This window comes from Exiguobacterium sp. s193 (assembly GCF_018618755.1).
Taxonomy (GTDB): Bacteria; Bacillota; Bacilli; order Exiguobacteriales; family Exiguobacteriaceae; genus Exiguobacterium_A.
This window is the reverse complement of the sequence record NZ_JACSMR010000001.1, coordinates 479441-500363: the sequence shown is the minus strand read 5'-3', so window position 1 is coordinate 500363 and position 20923 is coordinate 479441. Positions and strand designations below refer to the sequence as shown.

Annotated in this window: 21 protein-coding genes and 1 other RNA gene; 19 read left to right on the top strand and 3 right to left on the bottom strand. The window is 45.1% G+C overall.

Annotated elements, in window-relative coordinates; genetic code table 11:
• Nucleotides 1-4 precede the first annotated feature (4 nt).
• Nucleotides 5-253, top strand: coding sequence for a hypothetical protein (locus KNQ04_RS02425; RefSeq protein WP_028105779.1), 249 nt, complete (start codon nucleotides 5-7; stop codon nucleotides 251-253).
• Nucleotides 254-742: 489 nt separating this feature from the next.
• Here the strand turns inward: KNQ04_RS02425 and KNQ04_RS02420 are convergent, their stop codons facing one another.
• Nucleotides 743-1063, bottom strand: coding sequence for a hypothetical protein (locus KNQ04_RS02420; protein WP_214847032.1), 321 nt, complete (start codon nucleotides 1061-1063; stop codon nucleotides 743-745).
• A 144-nt stretch (nucleotides 1064-1207) separates the two neighbouring features.
• On the opposite strand from KNQ04_RS02420, the gene KNQ04_RS02415 reads away from it, so the two are divergent.
• From KNQ04_RS02415 to KNQ04_RS02345, 15 genes are all read left to right on the top strand, one after another.
• Entirely contained in the window at nucleotides 1208-1540 is a 333-nt protein-coding gene (locus KNQ04_RS02415; RefSeq protein WP_214847031.1) for a hypothetical protein, read from the top strand.
• A gap of 178 nt (nucleotides 1541-1718) precedes the next feature.
• Nucleotides 1719-2699 (top strand): LacI family DNA-binding transcriptional regulator, encoded by a 981-nt coding sequence (locus KNQ04_RS02410; RefSeq protein WP_214847030.1) that lies wholly within the window; start codon nucleotides 1719-1721, stop codon nucleotides 2697-2699.
• Complete coding sequence (rbsK, locus tag KNQ04_RS02405; protein WP_214847027.1) at nucleotides 2696-3574, top strand: ribokinase; 879 nt, start codon at nucleotides 2696-2698, stop codon at nucleotides 3572-3574. Before KNQ04_RS02410 ends, rbsK begins: the two co-directional genes overlap by 4 nt.
• Complete coding sequence (gene rbsD, locus KNQ04_RS02400; RefSeq protein WP_214847025.1) at nucleotides 3571-3960, top strand: D-ribose pyranase; 390 nt, start codon at nucleotides 3571-3573, stop codon at nucleotides 3958-3960. Before rbsK ends, rbsD begins: the two co-directional genes overlap by 4 nt.
• Nucleotides 3961-3972: 12 nt before the next feature.
• Nucleotides 3973-5451 carry a sugar ABC transporter ATP-binding protein gene (locus KNQ04_RS02395; protein WP_214847024.1) on the top strand — a complete coding sequence of 493 codons (1479 nt, stop codon included), beginning with the start codon at nucleotides 3973-3975 and terminating at the stop codon, nucleotides 5449-5451.
• A gap of 10 nt (nucleotides 5452-5461) precedes the next feature.
• Nucleotides 5462-6421 (top strand): ABC transporter permease subunit, encoded by a 960-nt coding sequence (locus KNQ04_RS02390; RefSeq protein WP_483299240.1) that lies wholly within the window; start codon nucleotides 5462-5464, stop codon nucleotides 6419-6421.
• Nucleotides 6422-6448: 27 nt separating this feature from the next.
• Nucleotides 6449-7363, top strand: coding sequence for a ribose ABC transporter substrate-binding protein RbsB (rbsB, locus tag KNQ04_RS02385; protein WP_214847021.1), 915 nt, complete (start codon nucleotides 6449-6451; stop codon nucleotides 7361-7363).
• 146 nt (nucleotides 7364-7509) lie between these two features.
• Entirely contained in the window at nucleotides 7510-7743 is a 234-nt protein-coding gene (gene secG, locus KNQ04_RS02380; RefSeq protein WP_029331335.1) for a preprotein translocase subunit SecG, read from the top strand.
• Between the two features lie 101 nt (nucleotides 7744-7844).
• Nucleotides 7845-8585: an alpha/beta hydrolase gene (locus tag KNQ04_RS02375; protein ID WP_214847019.1), complete on the top strand. Its 741-nt coding sequence runs from the start codon at nucleotides 7845-7847 to the stop codon at nucleotides 8583-8585.
• Between the two features lie 14 nt (nucleotides 8586-8599).
• Nucleotides 8600-10957 (top strand): ribonuclease R, encoded by a 2358-nt coding sequence (gene rnr, locus KNQ04_RS02370; protein ID WP_214847017.1) that lies wholly within the window; start codon nucleotides 8600-8602, stop codon nucleotides 10955-10957.
• Between the two features lie 32 nt (nucleotides 10958-10989).
• On the top strand, nucleotides 10990-11460 hold the full coding sequence (gene smpB / locus KNQ04_RS02365) for an SsrA-binding protein SmpB (protein WP_088837732.1): 471 nt from the start codon (nucleotides 10990-10992) through the stop codon (nucleotides 11458-11460).
• Between the two features lie 58 nt (nucleotides 11461-11518).
• Nucleotides 11519-11877, top strand: a transfer-messenger RNA (tmRNA) gene (gene ssrA, locus KNQ04_RS02360).
• A gap of 169 nt (nucleotides 11878-12046) precedes the next feature.
• A complete protein-coding gene (locus KNQ04_RS02355) occupies nucleotides 12047-13885 on the top strand; it encodes an AAA family ATPase (RefSeq protein ID WP_214847016.1) in 1839 nt (612 codons plus the stop codon).
• Between the two features lie 6 nt (nucleotides 13886-13891).
• Nucleotides 13892-16627 carry a nuclease domain-containing protein gene (locus KNQ04_RS02350; protein WP_214847015.1) on the top strand — a complete coding sequence of 912 codons (2736 nt, stop codon included), beginning with the start codon at nucleotides 13892-13894 and terminating at the stop codon, nucleotides 16625-16627.
• 101 nt (nucleotides 16628-16728) lie between these two features.
• Nucleotides 16729-17238, top strand: coding sequence for a GNAT family N-acetyltransferase (locus KNQ04_RS02345; protein WP_214847014.1), 510 nt, complete (start codon nucleotides 16729-16731; stop codon nucleotides 17236-17238).
• Nucleotides 17239-17293: 55 nt separating this feature from the next.
• On the opposite strand, the gene hxlR is transcribed toward KNQ04_RS02345, so the two are convergent.
• The gene (gene hxlR / locus KNQ04_RS02340; protein ID WP_131972332.1) at nucleotides 17294-17659 is read right to left on the bottom strand and encodes a transcriptional activator HxlR; all 366 of its coding nucleotides are present in this window, start codon (nucleotides 17657-17659) and stop codon (nucleotides 17294-17296) included.
• 185 nt (nucleotides 17660-17844) lie between these two features.
• On the opposite strand from hxlR, the gene hxlA reads away from it, so the two are divergent.
• The 3 genes from hxlA to KNQ04_RS02325 all read left to right on the top strand — a co-directional run bounded on the left by hxlA (nucleotide 17845) and on the right by KNQ04_RS02325 (nucleotide 20033).
• Nucleotides 17845-18480 (top strand): 3-hexulose-6-phosphate synthase, encoded by a 636-nt coding sequence (hxlA, locus tag KNQ04_RS02335; RefSeq protein ID WP_029331318.1) that lies wholly within the window; start codon nucleotides 17845-17847, stop codon nucleotides 18478-18480.
• Complete coding sequence (gene hxlB / locus KNQ04_RS02330; RefSeq protein ID WP_214847013.1) at nucleotides 18481-19029, top strand: 6-phospho-3-hexuloisomerase; 549 nt, start codon at nucleotides 18481-18483, stop codon at nucleotides 19027-19029.
• A 224-nt stretch (nucleotides 19030-19253) separates the two neighbouring features.
• A complete protein-coding gene (locus KNQ04_RS02325) occupies nucleotides 19254-20033 on the top strand; it encodes a hypothetical protein (protein WP_214847012.1) in 780 nt (259 codons plus the stop codon).
• Nucleotides 20034-20072: 39 nt separating this feature from the next.
• Here KNQ04_RS02325 and hisJ read toward each other — a convergent pair whose 3' ends face one another.
• The gene (hisJ, locus tag KNQ04_RS02320) at nucleotides 20073-20867 is read right to left on the bottom strand and encodes a histidinol-phosphatase HisJ (RefSeq protein WP_214847010.1); all 795 of its coding nucleotides are present in this window, start codon (nucleotides 20865-20867) and stop codon (nucleotides 20073-20075) included.
• Nucleotides 20868-20923 lie beyond the last annotated feature (56 nt).

Sequence of the window (20923 nt, the reverse complement as noted above, 5' to 3'; positions counted from 1 at the left end):
AAACATGACGTGCGAAATATGCGGAAAAGAAACGAATAACCAAGTCAGTTATTTGGAACTGAACACATGGGAATTTAATTCTTTGAAAACTGAGGAAAAAGACTTTTATCCGATTTGTTACAGCTGTTTTGATAAGCATACGAACGAGTTCATTGACCAAGAAATGGATCTTGAATTGAGAAAAAAACGTTCACAGATGGTGAATAAAGAGGTCGAAGCAGAAATCGAAGCGATTCTTGAGGTTGAAAATTAATTACCCGATTTATTTGAGTCGACAGTCTTCCGCTAAGCGGGAGGCTGTCTTTTTGCATTGGGGATTACTAACCACAACCAGCTGTTTGCTCGCTTTTTTGAGGCGGCGCAGTAGATCGTCAGGAATCACGCTTTTTTCATGCGCTTTCCTCAGGCGAGACACAAGCCAGATTGCCTGCTTGAGGCAGACAATCGGGTCTTGCTTGTCTCTGACAGCGCAAGCAGGCTTTGCGCTTTTTCCTGTAGGAGTCGCATGAAACGCGTGACAACAGTTTCATAGGAAAGCAGAAAAGCATTCATAGCTCGACTTCTAAGGGAAAAGGAAGCAACGCTTCCGTCAGGAACAGGCGAGACCCGGAGATCTGAAAGAAATCCGCGGCTCGCGTTCCGCCCTAGAAAAGCGAGCGGATGAATGTTTTTTGGTAGATCTAAAAAAACGAGACGCGACGTATTGTCGAATCCCGTGATAGGAAAATGAAGTGCTTGCAAATCAGTCCTCGATAAATGTCACAAGGTAATGATACGGTGAATAGAGTGGCGCTCGCGTGACAAAGAATTCGGGTAAGTCGGTATCGATGTCGAGGTTACGTAAGGTTTCCGGATCAAGGCACTCTTGGACGAGCCGTTTGATATCGCTAAGTAATTCATCATGAAGATCGGTTTCAACCGGGAACGACCGTTTCGCTCCGTCTTTTAGTAATAAGACGACCGGTGGAAGACCACGCAGTAAATCGACTTCGAGTGGTTCTTTGTTATTTTTAAAAAAGTCATTTAAGCAACTGACGACTTTCATTGAATACTCTTCTTTCATCAAAACCCCCAACTTTCTTTTTATACTCGTTCTGCACTATTTTATAGTTCCCTAAAGTATGGGAGGATATGCAGTCAAGTCGCATTCAATGCATTAATCAAATGGATAACGGGGTACAGAAGAAAGAACGGGGAGGGAAGAACTATGCTGTTTCGTTATCTATTTCTTGGGATGGAGACATCGATTGACGACATTCCACTACGGATCATCTACTTTACGGAATTGATTTTATTTATTGGTCTTTACCAAATTACGAGTCGTTTCTCGCGACAGAGCTTAATCATCGGGACGATTCTAGGTGTCGGGGGACTGATTGCTTTACTACCGGGTGCGATTTATATCTTACGGTACAATCCGCAAGATGCAATCATCGATGTTACATTTTTATTGATTTATTTATTTGAGCCGCTCGCCATTATCGCTTTTGTCAGTGCTGTCCTCGGACGTTTATTCAAAAAGCGGAGTCATGATTCCTAAAAGTGCGAAAAACGTTTGTTCTGAACGTTCTTTCGTGCTTTTTGTGATGAACGGATTCTTGAAAAAGCGGAGCAAAAAAAGAAATAAAATATATTTTACGAAAAACGGTTGATGTGTAACCGGTTACACAATATGATACATATTGTAAGCGTTATCAAAAGAAAGAGGTGGCGAAATCATGTCGACCATCCGGGAAGTAGCGAAAGTGGCTAATGTATCAGTCGCAACGGTGTCACGCGTCATGAATGAAAAAGGATATGTCAGCGAAAAAGCGCGTACGGCGGTGCTTCAAGCGGTTAAAGAGCTTGATTATCGACCGAATCGTGTCGCGCGTTCATTATTTCAAAAACGGTCAGGATTGATTGGCTTAATCGTTCCCGACATCACAAACCCTTACTTTCCCCAACTGGCACGTGCGGTCGAGGATATGGCACATACACATGGGTATCAAGTGATTTTGTGTAACACGGATGAGCAGTTTCAGAAAGAACATGAATATATAAGATCCCTCGAAGCGATGCATGTCGACGGGTTGATCATTACGACGAACTATTCGAACAACCCGAACTATGAAAACATCGAAGTGCCGATTGTCGCACTTGACCGAGTCTTACAAGGAGCGATTCCGACCGTCACCTCGAACGGGTACGATGGCGGGAAGAAGGCAGCCCAATTTTTGCTTGATCACGGAGCAGATGAGCTTGCCGTCATCAGCGGACCATCGAAGTTACCGACGATCAAAAAACGGCGTGACGGTTTTGAAGAAGTTGCAGGCAAACACCTCGTCGCAAGTATCGAGTCGCCGTTTCATTTTCAAGGTGCGCTCGACGCAGCAAACTACTTATTCGACCACTATACCTGTAACGGGATTTTTGCGGCGAACGATGTCATTGCAGCAGCGACGATTCAAGTCGCAACAGGACGCGGGATTGCGATTCCCGGGCAACTGCAGGTCATTGGGTATGACGGAATTGAGCTCGGACAAATGATTTCACCACCACTGACGACGATTGCCCAGCCAATCTATCAGATGGGGGAACTCGCAGCGAAGTTGTTGATTCAACGGATTGAAGGGGCGACGATCGCTGCCGTCCATCATGAACTGATGGTCGAGGTCATCGAACGGGAAACGACGAAGCGGAAGGATGAACAGATATGAAACAAATCAGTGTAGTAGGTAGTATCTCGATGGACTTGGTCGTTGAAAGCGATCGTCGTCCGTCAGCCGGTGAAACGGTTATCGGCTCCGCCTTCCATACCGTCCCGGGAGGTAAAGGAGCGAATCAAGCGGTCGCCGTCGCCCGGCTCGGTGGCAACGTCGAGATGGTCGGTTGCATCGGTGACGATGCGAGCGGGACAGCGATTCGACAAAACTTCGAAGCAGAACACGTCGGTACGACGCACCTCCAGACGATAACGAACGAACGGACGGGAACGGCGCACATTACGCTCGCGGAAGGCGACAACTCGATTGTTGTCGTCCAGTCGGCGAACCTCGCCGTCGTCTATGACGAGAGCCAGCTCGACAGCTTGCTCGGTCAGACGGACATGATTTTGTTACAGCTCGAAATTCCGCTTCAAACCGTCAAACAGGTGGCGCGTTACGGAAAAGAGCACGGCATTCCCGTCGTCTTGAATCCGGCGCCAGCCATCGTCCTGGACGACGAGTTGCTCGCAAACGTGACATACCTGACACCAAACGAACATGAATGCGGCTTGATTTTCGGACAACAGCAACCGCTTGAGCATTGGTTGATGCAGTATCCGAATAAATTGATCGTGACAGAAGGCAGCCGGGGCGCCCGTTTTTATGACGGCGAAGCGATTGTGACGGTCCCGGCGATTAAGACGGACGTCGTTGATACGACAGGGGCCGGTGATACGTTCAACGGGGCACTCGCTGTCGCGTTGACGGAAGGAAAGTCATTGATGGAAGCGATTCGCTTTGCGAACAAGGCAGCCGGTATGTCCGTCCGGGCGCTTGGTGCTCAAGGCGGCATGCCGACACGTGAACAAATGGAGGTTGAAGTATGAAACGACACGGGATTCTGAACAGTCATATCAGTAAAGTCCTAACCGATCTCGGTCATACCGATATGATTGTCATCGCTGACTGCGGTCTGCCGATTCCGGCAGGTGTAGAGCGGATTGATTTGGCACTTGAACTCGGGACACCGTCGTTCGTCGACGTTTTGCGCGTCGTCGCGGACGATATGGCGGTCGAACAGGTGACGCTGGCGTCAGAAATCAAAGACGCCAATCCGGTTGCACTCGAAGCCGTCACGAAACTCGCTGTGCCGCAGGACTATGTCTCGCATGAAGCGTTCAAAGAGCTAACGAAGCAGGCGAAAGTCATCATCCGGACAGGGGAAGCGACACCTTACGCCAATGTAATTTTACACGCCGGCGTCATTTTTTAAGGGGGAAGCACGATGCAAATTGAGATGACAGGAATCACAAAAGCGTTTGGTCCCGTGCCCGTCTTAAAGGGTGTCGACTTCGAACTTGCGACAGGTGAGATTCATGCCCTGATGGGGGAAAATGGAGCCGGTAAGTCAACGCTGATGAAGATCTTGACAGGTGTCCATAAAGCGGACGAAGGAACGATTCGAGTCGACGGTGTCGAACAGCATTATAAAAATCCAAAACTGGCGGAAGAAGCGGGGATTGCCTTCATCCACCAGGAACTGAATATCTTGCCGGACTTAACGGTCACGGAAAATCTGTTTCTCGGTCGGGAGCTGAAATCCCGCTTCGGCATCCTCAAGCAAGCGGACATGAAACGGCTCGCCGAACGGGAACTGGCGGAACTGAATGTCTTCATGGATGTCAATCAGCTCGCCCGGACGTTATCGGTCGGGCAACAACAGATGATTGAGATTGCAAAAGCACTGATGACTGATGCAAAAGTCATCATCATGGATGAACCGACGGCCGCCTTGACGGAACGTGAAATCCGCGCCTTGTTCAGTGTCGCGACGGCGTTACGGGCGCAAGGCGTCTCAATCGTCTACATCTCGCACCGGATGGAAGAAATCTTCGAACTGTGTGACCGGATCACGGTCTTGCGGGACGGTGTCTCCGTCTCGACCCACCGCATCGCCGACACATCATTTGAACAAATCGTTCGGGAAATGGTCGGACGCGAAATGGGTGAACGGTATCCGGAACGTCAAGTCACACACGGTGACACCGTCTTAGAAGTGACGGGAGCGACCGGGAAACGGTTTGAAGACGTCTCCTTCTCCGTCCGTGCCGGTGAAATCGTCGGCTTCTCCGGTTTGATGGGAGCGGGACGGACGGAAGTCATGCGTGGTCTGTTCGGTGTCGATCGCCTGAAGGCGGGAACAATCCGCTTAAACGGCAACGTCATCAACATCAAATCACCGCACGATGCAATCAAACAAGGACTTGGTTTCTTGACGGAAGACCGAAAAGGCGAGGGCTTGTTCCTCGACTTCTCACTCCGGGAGAACATCTCCTTACCGACGATCCGTTCGTTAGCGAAGTCAGGTGTCATCTCCAATCAATCGGAGCGCGAGTTCGCGGAAGGCTATCTCAAGTCGTTGTCCGTCCGACACAGTTCGATGGATCAACCGGCGAAGTCGCTCTCCGGCGGAAATCAGCAAAAGGTTGTCCTCGCGAAGTGGCTCGGGACGAAACCGGATGTCTTGATCCTCGACGAGCCGACACGCGGTGTCGACGTCGGGGCGAAAAAAGAAATTTACCTGATCATGAATGAGCTCGCCGCGTCTGGTGTCGCGATCATCATGATCAGTTCCGACCTCCCAGAGATTCTTGGGATGAGTGACCGCGTTTACGTGATGCGGGAAGGGCAAGTGAGCGGTATGCTCGAACAACAAGAGGCGACGCAAGAAAGTATCATGACACTTGCGACAGGAGGACAATGACATGGAATTGATGCAAGGGAAACTGACGGAAAAGAAACCACGTCGGCTCGGAATCGGGCAGAAGCTCGGTCCGCTCGCCGGACTGTTCGCAATCGTGCTTGTCGTATCGATTATGGAACCGGACTTTTTAACACTCAATAACTTATTCAACATTTTACGCCAAGTGTCGATCAACGCCTTGATCGCCTTCGGCATGACGTTCGTCATCTTGACGGGCGGGATTGATTTATCGGTCGGTTCGATTCTCGCCTTGTCGTCGGCGTTCGTCGCCGGACTGATGACGGACGGGACGTCCGCACTTCTCGCCGTGCTTGCCGGACTGATTGTCGGCGCCATCATGGGTGCGTTAAACGGCATGGTCATCTCACTCGGGAAAGTCGCACCGTTCATCGCGACACTCGCGACGATGACGATTTTCCGTGGCTTGACGCTCGTCTATACGGACGGGAAACCGATTACCGGTCTCGGTCAAGGGGGTTGGTTCGAATTATTCGGTCGGGGTTACTTCTGGATCTTCCCTGTACCGGTCGTGACGATGTTAATCGCCTTCGCGGTCCTGTACTTCATCTTGAAGAAAACGACGTTCGGGCGTTACACATATGCTATTGGTGGTAATGAAGAAGCAGCAAAATTGATGGGGATTCAAGTCAACAAAGTCAAAATCATGATTTACGCCTTATCCGGCTTGATGGCAGCACTCGCCGGCATCATCTTGACGTCACGCCTCAACTCGGCGCAACCGACGGCAGGAACATCGTATGAGCTCGACGCGATCGCGGCTGTCGTCCTCGGTGGGACAAGTCTTTCAGGTGGCCGCGGCTGGATTGTCGGAACATTAATCGGGGCCTTGATCATCGGGACACTCAACAATGGCTTGAACTTACTCGGTGTGTCATCGTTCTTCCAACTTGTCGTCAAAGGACTCGTCATCCTGTTCGCGGTACTCGCGGACCGGAAACAAACTACGTGATTTACCATCCAAAAGGAGGATATTGATATGAAAAAACTACTCGCACTCGTCATGATGGCATTGATGGTGTTCGCAGCCGCTTGTTCGACAGAGCAGCCAGGCAGCGACACAGAAAAAGAGAAGAAGACAAAGGACTTTAAGATTGGTCTCTCGATCTCGACACTGAACAACCCGTTCTTTGTTTCGCTTAAAGACGGCGCCGAAAAAGAAGCAAAAGCACAAGGGGCAACACTGCAAGTTGCCGATGCACAAGATGATGCGGCAAAACAAGCAAGCGACATCGAAGACATGATTCAAAAGAAAGTGGATCTCATCTTGATCAACCCAACGGATTCAGCAGCAGTCGGTGCGGCAGTCCAAACAGCAAACGATGCCGATATTCCAGTCATCACAGTCGACCGGAACGCTGAAGCCGGTGACGTCATCGCCCACATCGCGTCGGATAACGTCGCAGGTGGAAAACAAGCGGGTGAATACATGATCGAACTCGTTGGCGACAAAGCAAAAGTGGTTGAACTTGAAGGGATTCCAGGTGCTTCAGCAACTCGTGACCGCGGCGAAGGTTTCCACGCGGCAGTTGACGGGAAACTGGACGTCGTTGCAAAACAATCAGCCAACTTCGACCGGGCAAAAGGTCTGTCTGTCATGGAAAACATTCTTCAAAACAACAAAGACATCAAAGCGGTCTTCGCACATAATGACGAAATGGCACTCGGTGCTGCCGAAGCATTGAAAGCAGCCGGCATGGAAGACGTCAAAGTCATCGGATTTGACGCGACGGACGATGCTGTCAAAGCCGTCAAAGATGGCAAGATGGCAGGAACAGTCGCGCAAAAACCAACAGAAATCGGGAAGATGGGCATCGATACGGCGATCAAACACCTTAAAGGGGAAGACGTCGAAAAGAACATTCCAGTTGAACTCGATCTCATCAAACAATAAGTCTTCTATCATCAGTCGCACTGGAGCAATCCTTGAGCGACTGATGTTTTTTTGCAGGAACTGGAATCCGTTAAATCTATTCCTTGTTCCCGTACCTGTTTTTCTCTATAATGAAAGAAGCGTATATTATTGAAGGAGGATCATCGATGATCATTCATAACGTGGCTCTTGTCGGCCTCATCGTCGTTTCCGTTCTTCTCATCATCGTCGTTCTCTTGATGTCAGGCCGTACGGCTGGACTCGGAGCATTAACTGGTGGGGCAGAACAATTATTTGGTCGCCAAAAAGCTCGTGGCTTGGATGCGGTCCTGAATCGTGTGGCATCTGTTTTAGGAGCATTATTCTTTATTTTGGCGTTACTCGTCGCTTTTTATAAGTGAGTATTGAAACGACAGCCGTACGTTTGCGCTGTCGTTTTTTCTTGTTTTCTCGATTTCTAAATTTTCATTTTGGGGTATAGAGTTAGAGGGGGAATCATTTTATGAAAATTACATTACCAAAACCATTCTTTTTTGAAGCCGGCAAACGGGCCGTCTTACTGTTACACGGCTTCACGGGATCGAGTGCCGATGTCCGGATCCTTGGACGTTACCTGCAAAAACACGGCTATACATCACTCGCCCCACAATATAAAGGGCACGCTGCCCCACCCGAAGAGCTGACGAAGACTGGGCCAGCCGACTGGTGGCAGGACGTCCTCGGCGGGTACGAAGAGCTCGTCGCGAAAGGGTACGACGAAATCGCCGTTTGCGGATTATCGCTTGGTGGCGTCATGTCACTGAAACTGTCGATGAACCGTCCCGTCAAAGCGGTCATTCCGATGTGCGCACCCGCCTATATTAAAAGTGAAGACGTCATGTATGCAGGCGTTACCGAGTACGCTATCGAATTTAAGAAGCGGGAAGGAAAGTCACCGGAACAAATCGAACAAGAAATGGCAGCGTTCGAACCAATGCCGACCTTAAAAGATTTACAAGCGTTGCTGAAAGATACACGCGATTCGCTCGAAGATGTCTATGCGCCGACACTCGTCATCCAGGCCCGCAATGATCATATGATCAATACGGACTCGGCCAACATCATCCATGATGGTGTCAGTGCCTTCCAAAAAGAGCTGATCTGGTATGAGAACTCAGGTCATGTCATTACGCTCGACAAAGAAAAAGATAAGCTCCACGCGGACATTCATGACTTTTTAGAATCGTTGAACTGGAGCAATTAACTGGAGGTGTCACGTTGGAATTACGTGAACGAATACTCGAGGTCATCACGGCGGAAGAACGTCCGCTGTCGATTGATCAATTAACAAAAAAACTAGAACTATCGGATACAACAGAATTCAAAGAATTGATTCGGACGTTGAACGCACTCGAAGAAGAGGCCCTCGTCGCCCGGACCCGCTCGAACAAATACGGCACGCTCGCGCAAATCGGGCAAGTCGCCGGGAAAATCTCCGTCCATCAACGCGGATTCGGATTCGTTTCACCGGAGGACGGTTCAGCAGGCGATATCTTCCTGCCGGCGCCGGAACTCGGCAACGTCTATAACGGCGACCGTGTCCTCGTCAAAGTCTTTGCTGAATCAAACGGCGGCGACCGCCGCGAAGGCAAGCTGCTGAAGATTCTTTCACGCGGACCGGCTGATTTCGTCGGGACGTTCGTCAGTCCTAAAGGACGGATTGAATCGATCGCCTACATCGAACCGGATGACTCGAAGCTGACGTTCTTACCGGTCGTCGCGGACGAAGATACGCTCGGTGCCGTCGACGGACATAAAGTCCTCGCCCAGATCACAAAGTACCCGGACGGTCGTTACGCCGGGACCGCAAAAGTCTTACAAATCATCGGTCATAAAAATGACCCAGGTGTCGATATCTTATCGATCGTTCATAAGCACGGCATCAACGTCGACTTCTCGGACGCAGCGATTGCCGAAGCAAATGACATTCCGGATCAAATCGACGAGAAGGACCTTGTCGGTCGGGTTGACTTACGGAACGAAGTCACAGTGACGATTGACGGCGCTGACGCGAAGGACTTGGATGATGCCGTTCACGTCAAAAGACTTGCGAACGGCAACTACGAGCTCGGTGTTCACATCGCCGACGTCTCGCATTACGTCAAGGAAGATTCACCGCTCGACGAAGAAGCGCGCGAACGCGGAACGAGTGTCTATCTCGTCGACCGCGTCATTCCGATGATTCCGCACCGTCTGTCGAACGGGATTTGTTCACTCAACCCGCACGTCGACCGGTTGACGCTGAGCTGTATCATGGAAATCGACCAGAACGGTGCTGTCGTCAACCAGGAGATTTTACAGAGTGTCATCAAGACGACGGAACGGATGACGTATACCGATGTCCGGAAAATCATCGAACGCGAAGACGAAGAAGTGATCGCGAAATATCACGATCTCGTCGATAACTTCGATCAGATGGCGGAACTGGCAGCGATCCTCCGCGAACGCCGCTCGCGCCGTGGGGCGATCAACTTCGACTTCCCGGAAGCAAAAGTCCTCGTCAATGAAGAAGGCAAGACAAGCGAGATCATCCTCCGCGAACGGTCAGTCGCTGAGAAGTTGATTGAAGAGTTCATGCTCGCAGCGAACGAAACAGTCGCCGAGCACGTCCAGCACCAAAAATTGCCGTTCATGTACCGGATTCACGATGAGCCGAAAGCAGAACGTCTCGATACGTTCTTCAAGTTCATCGCCAACTTCGGCATCAACGTTGAACGTAAAGGCGAGTCGGTCGCACCGAAGACGTTGCAGACGATTCTGAACGCCGTCGAAGGCGAGCCGGAAGAAGCCGTCGTCAGTACGGTCATGTTACGGTCGCTCCAACAAGCGAAATATGACGTCGAGCCGATCGGTCACTTTGGTCTGTCGACCGATTTCTACACGCACTTCACGTCACCGATCCGCCGGTATCCCGACTTGATGGTCCACCGTCTCTTGCGCGAGTACATCATCTTTAATGATAAATCGCAAAAGACACAAGACCGTTATTCTGCCATTTTGCCGGAAATCGCCGATCACGCCTCAAAACGTGAACGCCGTGCCGTTGACGCCGAACGCGAAACGAACGCCCTGAAAAAAGCCGAGTACATGGAGCAACACATCGGCGATACGTTTGAAGGGGTTGTCAGTGGCGTGACGAACTTCGGTATGTTCGTTGAGTTACCGAACACGATTGAAGGACTCGTCCACATCCAAGCGATGACGGATGACTTCTACCGGTATGATGAAGCGAACTACCAGTTGATCGGCGAACGGACGAAACAACAGTTCCGGATCGGCGACGTCGTTGAAATTAAAGTCACCGGTGTCAACATTGATGAAAAAACGATCGACTTCGCAGTCGTCGGCATGCCGGAACGCCAACAGAAAAAACGGTTTGAGTCGAAGACGATCCGTTCAAGCGGCGGCCGTCCGGGACAAAAACGCGACGATAAGAAAGACGACCGTCGCGGCAAGTCGAAACGTCCAGGGAAACCGAACGAACAGTCAAAAGGGAAAGGCTTCGCCGGGAAAGACAAGAAGGATAAACCGCCGTTCCATAAAGCGGTCTCGAATAAAAAACGGAAGCGCAAATAAGCGCTTCTGTTTAGAAATGTGGTGGAAGAGAGATGCCAAAAGGGACAAGTTCAAAAGTATTAGCCAACAACAAACGGGCGTCGTTTGATTATGCGATTGAAGATACGATCGAAGCGGGTCTCGTCTTGACGGGAACCGAAATCAAATCGGTCCGGAAAGGAAAAATCAGTATCGGCGACGCGTTCGTCCGGTTCGACGGCGGAGAAGCGATTCTCTGGAACTCGAACATCGCCCACTTCGAACAAGGGAACCGGTACAACCACGAACAGCTCCGTCCACGAAAACTGTTGCTGCACAAAAAACAGATCGCAACCTTGATGGGATCGGTCTCACGTGACGGCTACACGATCGTCCCGCTGAAGGTCTACATCAAAAACGGTTACGCGAAATGTCTGATCGGACTCGGTCGCGGGAAGAAAAAATTCGACAAACGCGACGATCTGAAGAAGAAGGATGCGAAGCGCGATATCGACCGTGCATTACGCGACAAGCAAAAGTATTGAACCCGTAACACTTTTCTGCTATTATAATAGTATTCGGAAAGCCCCAATTTTATATCTTGGGGACGTTACGGATTCGACGGGGGTAGTTCGGTCTTCTGTGGCGTGTCGAGGGGTCGGCCTCGTTAAAACGCATCAGCCATAACTGGCAAAACTAACACACAACTCGCAGCAGCTTAATAGCAGCTACGGATCCTAGCAGCCGTCGCCTGGTCGGCTGATTTCTAGGGTCTCACTTTAAACAGGCTACGCTTGGACCCTTCCGTCTGGAGGGAAAGAGAAGAGATGGAATCAGACTGGTCGGACGGACGCCTGTCAATTGGCAGCCTGACGACGAGATCCCAATAAATTGACTACACACGTAGAAGCTTAAGTATACGATGCCTTCGGACGTGGGTTCGACTCCCACCGTCTCCATACCCTGAAATCTTAAGGATTTCGAAGATTAAACTCTCCTGTAAATCAGGGGGGTTTTTTTATGTTTTTTTTGGAATAAAAAATGACTTTTTAGTATGATTTTTTAATTTTATGTTAAAATTATACATGATTGATATCAAAAATCTATTTTATATTTTAAATGAGGTGCAGAATGAGAAAAAAATTATCTATCCATGATTACTATAATTTAGACACTGAAGAAAAAAAAGAATACATACTTGAAATCATGGAATTAGAGGCATTTTGGGTAATGGGATATGTAAAAAATACTCGAAAAGAAAACTCTTTTTATTTTATTGAAAACCTTATAAATCCATATACTACATTAAGCTTAAATTGGAATGTTTTTTCGGATATTGCCTTAAATAATAAGTTAAAATTTGATATACATCATAAAAACGAAAAAATAAAAGACGGAACTCTAGTATTGGCCAAAATAACTTTAGATTCAAATGAGGAAAACTTATCAAAAAAAGGAGTTCTATTTAAAACATTTCATAAAGAAGTAAAAGTGATTGAAAGTCTAGATAAAGTAGCTGAATTGATCGAAAAAACAGATATGAACTTGCCGCTTATTGCACTTACTAGTCCCCTATACTATGAACGAACAGAGAAAGAATTTGACGAATTAACAAATATAGTAAGAAAGGTAGCAGAAAAAGAGCGGCAGACTATTAAGGAATTAAAAGAATTAGAAAATAGAAAACTAGAAGAAAAATTAGAAGAAATAATATTAAAAGAAAAAAAGTTTGAAAGTGAATATAAAATATTTGCTGAAAAAATAAAAAAAATCAATGAATTAGGCTTTGCACTAGAATTACAAAAAACAAAGAGCGAAAAAGATCAATTAACAAAATTCGAATTACCTAATAATAATGAATTAGTTTTGTTGATTAAAGAGCAGTTAAAACTACGTGGTTTCTATTATAGTATCGATTTATTAAGGCAAATCTTGTTATCTTTATTAACAGGAGAAATGATTATTTTAATTGGACCTTCTGGCACAGGTAAGACATCGATTGTAAGACAATTAGCTGATGTTATTGATGCAGATTATGAGATAATGCCGGTCCAGCCAAGTTGGACAGATAAGCAAGATTTAATTGGTTTTTATAATCCAATTAGAAAGCTTTTTGTACCGTCTCCTTTTTTAGATTGTTTAATTAAGGCAAAAGACAATCCAGATAAGTTATTTTTCATTTGTTTAGATGAAATGAACTTAGCACAAATAGAATATTATCTAGCAGATATGTTAAGTATTCGTGAAGTTCCTGGTGAAAAATTACGTCTATACAGTGATTTGGAGTATGAGCAAAACATTTCAGAAATCCGGTGGTTTGTTCAAAATATTCTTAAAAGTGAAAAAAATATAGAAGAGGCTATGTCAGATAAAAATATAGATACGATGATGCATTTTGAAATGATATCTCGATATAAAAACATTCAAAGATATCCCGCTAAATTAGAAATACCTTCAAATATTAGAATTCTAGGAACTATGAACGTAGATGGCGCTGTACAATCTATTAGTCCTAAAATTATTGATCGTAGTTTTATTATCCCTGTAATGAAACAAAGTATAGACGAAGAGACCTATAGTAAAAAATCAATTGGACGTTACTCTCTTAATCCTAATGATTATAAAAGTAAATCAAATAGTAATGATTCGCTTTTATTACAATCAGAATTAATTTCAATTCAAAAAGAATTGAAAAAGTTTAATATTGAGTTTAATAATCGCTTTGAAAAACAGTTAAAATCTTATCATCAAATTGCACAAAAATTTGATATAAGTGAACAAGAACAAGTTGACGATTTGGTACTGTTAAAATTTCTACCTCGTATTCATAATACATTTGAAGATGTAGAAATAAATAATTTAATTGAGAAAATCAAGTTAGAAATAGGTGAGAGTAGTCAAACTCTTAAAAAAATTGAAGATATGAAATCTCAAATTAAAGATATTGGTCTTTTATCTTATTGGAGTTGATTAGATATGAAGTCAAAATTGATAATGATTTCTATAAATTATGATCATTCTAAAAAACCAAATGAGTTTGGTTTTTTAGAAGTTAAAAAAATTAATGTAGGATCGGAAATACAATATAAAAAAGAAAATGAATGGGTAGTAACTAATCATTATCGAGAATTTAAAAATGATAGATTAAAACAAATAGCCTTAAGGTTAGATGAATCAGCTTTACCAACGGATAATGTAATTATTCACGAATTAAATGCAATAGAAGGAATAAGATTGGTATTGGATAAAAGAACAAATTTGTGGTACCAACCGGCAAAGTTTGAGTCTACAAAAAAAGATAAGTACTATAGATATAGTAGAGATAACACTACGATAGGAATCATGAGTGCAGGTACAGTAGGTGTTTCAATAGTTAGAAATAATCAGGTAGTGAATAAATTAATTATTAATTTTGTCCCTTCAGGATTAAAGATGAAGGATTACGAAGAAATGATTATTGATCTTTATCGTATCCGAGAAGAGTTAGTTAAAGATGAAAAAAATCTTGCAGAAATAGCAATTCGACAGAAAAAAACTTTTTTAAGTTTAGAGCAACAAGTAAAAAACTTAAGTAAAGCTATTAATAACATATGTATGCAACCTCATAAAAGGTTGAAATTAGTTTCAAGAAACAAGAAAAAAAAAATAAATGGTCGTTTTGATATCAGAGCAGAAATTGAAGAATATAGTTCCCCAGGAAAACCTACTTATCGTCAGCGCAGTATTGAGGAAACTACTACAACTTATGAAAATGGATTGATAAAACAACAACTAATCGACTTAAGAAATTATGTACAACAACAAATTAAAATAGGGACAATAAATCAAATTGAAAATGAACAAAAATATTTGTTTGAAAATAGTGATAGTTATTTAAAGAATTTAATAGGGAAAATCGAAAACTTGAAAAATGAACAACGATTAATCGCTTATACAGATAAACTTCAAAAAAAGTTAAATGAGTATTCAATCTTTGAAAATAATATTCGACAACACATATATAAAGTAGCTGATTATTCAATCACGAATTCTGTAATTCAAGATCACAAGTACGTTGAATTAGAAGTCGAATGCCTAGAAACTCCGAGCTTTAAACATCAACAGTCAAAAAATGGTATTAAATTAAATTTTTCTTATGATAATAGAGACTCAAATTTTAAGACAATTTCTTATAAGTTTAGGAACAATAATAATGAACTTGTAAGTAGAAGATTTAATAGCTATTTTGGTTCAATATCATTAGAATCAACACACGTTCATTCCCATTCATTAATATATGAAGCATTTCATCATGATCAGTTACTTCGAAATTCTGTATCAAAAATTGTTATAAAAGGATATGTTCGACCTGTAATGAACGGGATTGATCCAGTATCTTATATAAATCCAAATAATGAAGATTATAATAATTATGAATTTCAATTTTCTCGAATTACAGAAATAATTGTTAATGAAGTACCAGTTTCGGTGCCAGTATCTCGACCAGATTTACAAGAATTTCTAAACACAAAACTACCGGTTAAGATTGAAGAATTGAAAGTGGCAGATGGAATCGAAGAATCTGAAATGCAACTAAGTCAGCTTTACACGCTAACTAGACTAGAAAAGAAAAAAAAACATCTCGATTATCAATTACAAGGTTACAAACGTCTTGAAAAGATTATAAATGATTGTTTGAACGTTTCAATCTTTACAAATATAATTTCAAATCATCGCTTAAAGAGTAACCTGACACCATTGTTTTTACATGATCCTAATTACCATAGTGCTTGGACTGCAATTAAAGCGATTAATTATGAAATTTCGGCATCTCTGTTTGCCAGAGGATATAATCATTTAGTCAAGACTGCGAAAGTTGAGCAAATATACGAAGTATGGGTTTTATATAAAATTTTAGAGATTATAACTAAGGAACTCGGCTGGGAAATTAAGAGTAAATCTTTAGTTGATCAATTAGACTACTATTTACTAAAAGGGAAATTATTAAAGGGGTTTTCTACTGTTTTAACAAATGGAGAGTGGGATATAGAATTCTATTACGAGCCCAAAATTAATTTAAAAAATGGTAATTATATAACACCAGACTTTGTATTTCGATATATTTACAAAAATATTCCAACAGGATTAGTGATTTTGGATGCGAAATATAGGGATTACAGCATTCAAGGAATTAATAAATGGAAATCTGACATTCAGGATGTAGCAATTGAAAAATACGGTCAAATGCAACCTGTTAAGGAAATGTGGAGGCTTCCAATACTACACTCTGGTATTGTTCATTGTGACGCTAATTTTTCTAGTGACAGCATTTCAAAAATTAATCCGTACCATGTTCTTTATAATAAGGAGATTTTTAATAAAGAACTTTCAACAGAAACTGCTCATAAATATGGATCAATCTACTTGCTTCCATCACAAACTCATATATTTAAAAATTGGTTTAGAATGATTATGGAATACCCAATCAAATCATATGAAACTTGTTGGTGTTGTGGTGAAGAAGTTAATATTTCAAAGCGTCAACTAATGACGAGTGGAGGACATCCAAAATATCATTTCACCTGTAAAAATTGTAACGAATTTTGGGTGAAAGTTCATTGTCGAGAAAATCGTAAGCATTTGATAATAAAACATACTTTAAATTATCATCTGCAAGTAAGTCATAGTCATAAGTGGTATGTCGTATGTCCTTGTTGTGGAAATGGCAGATAAAATAATTATTAGAAGGTTAAGTGATGAATTGGAGAATAATATTTTTTGAGGATAGAGTTATTCAAAAAATATTGTTTAACTAAGAAACGGAGCTGACACTTATGATACGACGTGCCACCTTGATGGACGGAAAGGCCTTATCGGATTTGATGCGACGAATTGATCGGGAAACGAAATATATGTTGTATGAACCGGAAGAACGCAGCATGTCGACGGAGCAGGCGGAAGCGTTCATCGAACGGTTTGGTCAGGCAGCAAACTCAGATATCTTCGTTGTCGATGTCGATGAGCAACTTGTCGGCTATGTACTGGTCGTCGGTGGGAAGCCGAGTCGAATCCGTCACCGGGCGAACCTTGTCATCGGTCTGCTCGATGCCTATACGGGTCGCGGGCTTGGTGCGGGATTACTCGAAGCCGTCGATGCGTTTGCCGTTGAAGTGGGACTCGTCCGGCTGGAACTGACGGTCCGCAAGGATAACCTGCGGGCGATCGAGTTGTATCATAAGTTTGGTTTCAACATCGAAGGAACACGGATTGCCTCGCTGTTCATTGACGGCGAGTACGTCGACGAACTGGCGATGTCGAAGATTTTTACAACGGAAGAAACCTAAAAAAGATGCTCAGTTGCCTCCTCTCAGATTGAGACGGGACAGACGAGCATCTTTTTTATTGGGATAATTTTTGTTGTTCGAAGTCGACTTCGAGGACGTTTTTGGCATAATCCTTACCCCAGTCATACATCGCGTCTAAAATCGGCATCAGGCTGTGGCCGTGTGGCGTCAACGAATATTCGACCTTCGGCGGAACGACCGGATAGACTTCCCGGTGGATGATGTGGTGGTCTTCCAGCTCCCGTAACTGATTGACGAGCATCCGTTGCGTAATGCCGGGCATCAGGCTTTTCAGCTCTCCGAAGCGTTTCGTGCCTTCTTTACCGAGATGCCAAAGAATCAGCATCTTCCATTTCCCCCCGATGATCGATAGGGTCAATTCCTTTTCACAATTAAACTGCCGGTCTTCAAAATGTGGCATCATCCCACCTCCTTTTTCAGTATAGCCCTCTTGTCATCGACAGTATACTTTTCCGCACTATGTAAATTAAAAGTGCGTACTTCCCAAGTTCGTCTATGAGGATTATATTTAGTTCTGTTCCTTCACGAACGTCAGAAGGAAGTGCCAGGATCCATAAATAGAGAGAAGAATGGGAGAGATCAATTATGAAATTACAACTCGCGATCGATTTAGTCGATACAGCAGGTGCCATCGCTTTAGTCAAAGAAATTGGCGAAGAAAACTTGGATATCGTTGAGATCGGGACACCGGTCGTCATCAACGAAGGGCTTCGTGCCGTTAAAGAAATGAAAGCAACGTTCCCGAACTTAACGGTTCTCGCCGACTTAAAAATCATGGATGCTGCCGGCTATGAAGTCAGCCAAGCTGTCGCACACGGTGCCGACATCGTGACGATTCTTGGAGCTGCGGAAGATATGTCGATCCAAGGTGCTGTGGAAGAAGCGAAAAAATCAGGCAAGAAGATTTTGGTTGATATGATTGCTGTCAAAGATATCGCGACACGTGCGAAAGAACTTGATGAACTCGGCGTTGACTACATCTGTGTCCACACAGGTTACGATCTTCAAGCCGTCGGTCAAAACTCGTTCGAGGATCTCGCAACGATCAAATCCGTTGTTAAAAACGCAAAAACAGCAGTTGCGGGTGGCATCAAAATGGAAACATTACCGGAAGTCATCGCAGCACGTCCAGACCTCATCATCGTCGGTGGCGGGATTACCGGACAAGACGACAAACAAGGAACAGCGTCAACGATGCGTCGGATGCTGCAAGAGGCGTAAATGACACCTATTCAAACGATTTTACAAGAGCTGACGTCGACGGTCGAAGCGATTGATCAAGCCGAGACGACGCAACTCGCCGAAGCCGTTTTGAAGGCAGACCGGATCTTTCTCGCTGGAGCCGGTCGCTCCGGCTTGATGGGAAAAGCGTTTGTCATGCGTCTGATGCATATGGGACTTGATGCATATGTCGTCGGTGAGACGGTCACCGCGAACTTGCGCGAAGGAGACTTGTTGATCATCGGATCAGGATCAGGGGAGACGAAAACACTCGTCCCGATCGTCGAGAAAGCGAAACAACTTGGTGGAACCGTCGCGGTCGTTACGATTGAGCCAACATCTACACTGGCGAAGTTAGCGGACTTAACCGTCAAGCTACCGGGAGTGCCGAAAGAGCGGACAGCCAAGGCAGACGAAACGGTTCAGCCGATGGGATCATTGTTTGAGCAAACGATGTTGCTGTTCTATGATGCGTTGATTCTTCACATCATGGCGGCGAAACAACTTGATTCAAAAACGATGTACGGCAAACATGCTAATTTAGAGTGAAATAGATATGTGAAAAAGATTAGTCCTCTTCTTAAATCGAAGAAGTGGCTAATCTTTTTTTGTAGGGCGGATCCATTCATTACATACATCGACTGCTCAGAATTGCTGAGTAACTTTTTAGTGTAAGAAAATCTAGATTCCCTTATTTTTGTAAATTAAATGCCAAACGTTGTTATGAACTGTGCAATACTAAATGCATGACGAATCTTACGAAGGAGAGACACATGCGATTTAAACGAATCGATTTGATTGGCACACTGCTTCTTGCGACTATCTTGACCGGTTGCGCGGAACCGGAACAACTTTTGCCCTCGAGTCATCAAGAAATGAAATGGATTGATGATACCACGGCGGATGGTGGAACGACATCAGATGCCATCGTGAAGAGGATTAAGGTTGAGGCATTTCCGCAAGATGCGACTACTTTTGAAGAGGGAGTCCGTCGCCACCTGAAATTTCAATTCAAGGACGGGACGTCGGCGCATCCGACAGCGAGCGATTTATGGAGCAGTGCCGTCGTCGGAGACCATGCCACGGCGACACTCCATTATCCGAAAGGGGCAAATCGCCTTGCCGTCCTGACGTATCAACGACAAGCAGAGACCTGGATTTTAAAAGACATCCTGCTTGAAGACATCAAGCCGATAAAAGCTACCAGTGCGGTGAGCGGTCTGAAGCTGCCCTTCTCGACATTTCAAGCAATTGAGAGTAGTACAATTTCTACTGAAGGTTCCAAGATGATGTGGCTCTTTCATACGAAAACTGATGCTGTAGTGATCACCGTCATTCCGAAGCAGGACGTTGCTGCGTCTGACTGGAAGACAAGCACACTTGCAGACGGCCGAACGGCTTATATGCAGGAGAACAACCAAGGGGCCAACCTGTATTATGCGGACGGCAAGCAACTCGTCCTCTTATCGGGCAATCTGTCGCTTTCACAACTTAAGGAGTTAGCGGTGACGGTTGCGCCTGTCAGCTCAGACAGTTTCCCGTACTCGAAGTAATGAAAAAACCGGACGCCAGGCGGCATCCGGTTTTTTTGTTTACCATTTAAAATCAAAATCAGCCCCGACGTCTTTCGCGAGATGCGCATCTGATCCGTAGACGAGCGGAATCGATAAAGACTGCGTGACTTGGAGGAGTTCCGGGTAAGGATAGGAAAGACCACATAACGGTTTACGGAGGCCTGCCGTGTTGACGTCGAGTGTGAAGTCCGCCTGACGGATTTTCCGTAACGTATCGTCGAGGTTCGCCGGGTTTGACTCGAGCGGATAGGCTTGGATGAACTTCGTCGGCAACGTCAAGTGACCGAGGCGCTTCGGTTGGTGTTTCCCTAAGTCTGTCATGACGAGTGCCTGGATGCCTTCGTAGTAGCGCTCGTGGGCGGCTGTGACGCTGCCGAGTTTCGTGACGATTTCACCGAAACTTTCTTTACTGAAGTCGACTCCGTAATAACGGTCCTCGATCCAGAGGTAATGCAGCGACAGGATGCCGTCCGTCAGCTCGGGGCCGTAGCGGGCGATGATGTCACGCGTCCCGTCGACGTCGTGCTCCCAGTAGTCAAACTCCATCCCGATTCGAATCTCGATATCGTTTTTATACTTTTCCCGTAACATTTGCAGTTCTTCGATGTAGCGTTCGGCTGTCGCAAACGACATCCCGGAGTCGTTATCGGGTGCCGGATCGTTGAGTCCTTCCGGCAACGGGGCGTGCTCCGTGAAACTGATTCGTTCCAGCCCTTGTTGTAAGGCGCGTTCGATATAGGCTTCGAGCGGATCCTTCGTTCCGTGCGGACAATACGGGCTGTGGACGTGACCGTCCCATTTCATTAAATGCATGACAAAACCTCCGATATGTTTTTTTAGGTAGTAAAACAGGCAAAAGGATTGACAAG